Below are 2,799 nucleotides of genomic sequence, written 5' to 3'. Positions count from 1 at the left end.
GGGCCACCTCGACGAGGTCGGCGCCGACGAGGTCGAGCCCGCGCAGGCTGCGCAGCAGGGCCAGGGCCTCGCGGGTGGTCAGGCCGCCGATCTCCGGCGTGCCGGTGCCCGGCGCGTAGGCCGGGTCGAGGCTGTCGATGTCGAAGCTGAGATAGGTCGGGCCGGCGCCCACGACGGCGCGGGCCTCGGCCGCCACCTCCGGCATTCCGCGGGCGGCCGCCTCCTCCATCGTGACGACGCGGATGCCCTGGGCGCAGGCCCAGTCGCGCTCGTCCGCCGCGTCCATGCTGCCGCGGATGCCGACCTGCACGCAGCGCCGCGGATCGAGCACGCCGTCCTCCACCGCCCGGCGGAACGGGGTGCCGTGGGTGAGCCGGGTGCCGCCGTACTGGTGGTCGTCGGTGTCGCTGTGGGCGTCGATGTGCACGAGCCCGAGCGGGCGCCCGCGCCCCAGCGCCCGGAGGATCGGATAGGTGACGAGGTGGTCGCCGCCGACGGAGAGCGGCACGATGCCGGCGCCGGCCAGCCCGAGCATGAACGCCTCGATCCGCCGGCAGGTCTCGGCGGCATCGACCGGGTTCACCGGCACGTCGCCGAGGTCGGCGCAGGCCGCCAGAGCATAGGGCGCGATCCCGCTGGCATGGTTGATCGCCCGCGTGCCGGTCGAGGCCTCGCGCACGCCCCGCGGCCCGAGGCGCGCGCCCGGCCGGTTCGTGGTCGCCCCGTCGAACGGGATGCCGACGAGGCCGATCTCGACGCCCTCGGCCGCGCCCGGATCGCGGCAGGGCAGCCGCATGAAGCTCGCCACGCCGGCAAAGCGCGGCGTCTCCATGCCGGACGCCGGACGGAACCTTGCGATACGGGCCGCGTCGGTCTCGTTCACCCTGTGCGCCACGCCGGTCCCCTCCCTGGATCGATCCGCGATCATCCGGGGCCGGCAGGGCGGGATCAAGCCGGCGCGGGTAAGCCGGTGCATCAAGGTGCGTTGACGACGCGGCGTCCCGTGGCTATAGAGCCGGCTCTGCCGAGGGCCCGTGCGGTTGCGCGCGTCGTCGACTTCGCCATTCGCCACACCCAGCGCAGACCGATCCGAGGCTCCCCGAGCTCGAAGGTCCCCGCCCTTTGATACGAGGATGCCCATGGCCAACACCGTGTCGGCCAAGAAAATGACCCGCAAGATCGCCAAGCGCACGGCGATCAACCGCTCGCGCCGCTCCCGGATGCGTACCTTCGTCCGCAAGGTCGAGGAGGCGATCGCTTCGGGCGTGCAGTCCGACGCCCTCACCGCGCTCCGCGCCGCCGAGCCGGAGATCATGCGGGCCGCCCAGAGCGGCATCGTTCACAAGAACAACGCCTCGCGCAAGGTCTCGCGCCTCGCCGCCCGCGTGAAGGCCCTGGCCGTCGCCGCCTAAGCGCGACCGCCGTCGGCGCCGCCGACGAACCATCGAACCCGTTACGAAAAAGCCCGGCCTTCGCGCCGGGCTTTTTCGTGTTCGCGTCGCACCCGCGATGTGGTTCTCGTTCGAGTCGTCCGCTCCCTTGCCTGTCGGCCACAGGGCTCGCCGATCCGCCGCGGGTTCCTCCTCCCATGGGGAGAAGGACAGGATGAGGTGCGTGACCCCTTAGGCTCAGGCGCGCAGCTCGTCCCAGCCCACGCCCCTGGCTCAGATCCGTTGCAGACGGCACCACGCGGTCATTCCGGGGCGCCGCAGGCGAGCCCGGAATCCAGAACCGCCGACGCCGCCAAATACAGCGCGACCTGCGGTTCTGGATCCCGGGCTCCGCTGCGCGGCCCCGGGATGACGGAGGTGCTGCCAGCGGGTTTCCGAAGAGCAAATCGCCTTCTGCGATGGTCCCGCCCGTAGAAGCGGGAAGAGGCGGAGACGGCGCCGACATGTCCGGCGACGGTGTCTGATCGGCGCCCGCGATTGCCCGCCAAAACCCCCGAACGCCCCGCCGATGTTCGCGCCATGTCCGCGCCCGCCCGGTGACGAAGCGTTAACCCATTTCCAAAAATCGATTTCGTTGCGGAGTCTTCGGGGCAGGTGTAGCTTAACAAAACCTCACCGCGCCTGAGCAAAGGCACAGCATCTCCCACATCACCCCGAATCGTTCGGCGAATCAAAGCGGTATCCGTCTTCGGCTCGACTCCGCTCGACTCGCTGCAGCGCCGATCAAGGCTTTCCCCGCAAGTCCCACTGTTAAAACTACCGTAGGTAATTGTTGATAGGCTCTCCCAATCGACCAGCAGCGTCGTCGGACGGGTTGACTCCCGCCGATTTTTGCGCCCCGCCCGTGTTCACGGGGTGTTCCAGTGTGCGTGCGTACGCGGCGTCGGCGGGTCTCCCGTCCTCGGTGCGAGGAGAGTGTCAGTGATGCATGTCGACGAGAGCGTGTCGGGCGGCGGCGGAAGCGGCGGAGCAAACGGGGTCGCGGAGGCTGCGGCGGCCTGGGGTCGCGTGAAGCGCCGCCTGCGGGCCGAGCTCGGCGAGGACGTGTTCGCGAGCTGGTTCGCGCGTCTGGAGCTGGATTGCGTCGTGGGCGGCACCGCCCGCCTCACCGTGCCGACCCGGTTCCTCAAAAGCTGGATCGAATCGCACTACCTCGATCGGGTGCTGAACACCTTCAAGGCCGAGGTCGAAGAGGTCGGCCGCATCGAGGTCGGCGTGCGCGGCACCACCGCCCCGGTCCGCCCGGTGGCGCCGGGCGCCCCGAAGCCCGGCCCGACCAGCGGTCCGCTGGCCCGTCTCCACGCCGCCGGCATGCCCGCGCCGATGCCGACGACGCCGGCCCCCGACA

The 2,799-nt window shown here is 70.8% G+C and carries 3 protein-coding genes; 2 read left to right on the top strand and 1 reads right to left on the bottom strand.

The features are described from left to right. Positions 1-832 (bottom strand): agmatinase (speB, locus tag FV222_RS22110; RefSeq protein ID WP_246685596.1); only part of this gene is annotated, 832 nt, incomplete at its 3' end. Positions 833-1,139: 307 nt separating this feature from the next. Between speB and rpsT the strand changes: the two genes are divergently transcribed. After that, on the top strand, positions 1,140-1,412 hold the full coding sequence (rpsT, locus tag FV222_RS22105) for a 30S ribosomal protein S20 (RefSeq protein WP_147750762.1): 273 nt from the start codon (positions 1,140-1,142) through the stop codon (positions 1,410-1,412). Between the two features lie 963 nt (positions 1,413-2,375). Continuing rightward, positions 2,376-2,799 (top strand): DnaA N-terminal domain-containing protein (locus FV222_RS22100; RefSeq protein WP_281406907.1); only part of this gene is annotated, 424 nt, incomplete at its 3' end.

This window comes from Methylobacterium sp. WL103 (assembly GCF_008039885.1).
Lineage (GTDB): Bacteria > Pseudomonadota > Alphaproteobacteria > Rhizobiales > Beijerinckiaceae > Methylobacterium > Methylobacterium cerastii.
The sequence above is the reverse complement of the archived record's forward strand: the minus strand, read 5'-3'. Positions and strand labels throughout refer to the sequence as shown.

Coding starts and splice junctions, on each gene's coding strand:
- rpsT (WP_147750762.1), top strand. CDS start 1,140: ATGGCCAACACCGTGTCGGCCAAGAAAATGACCCGCAAGATCGCCAAG.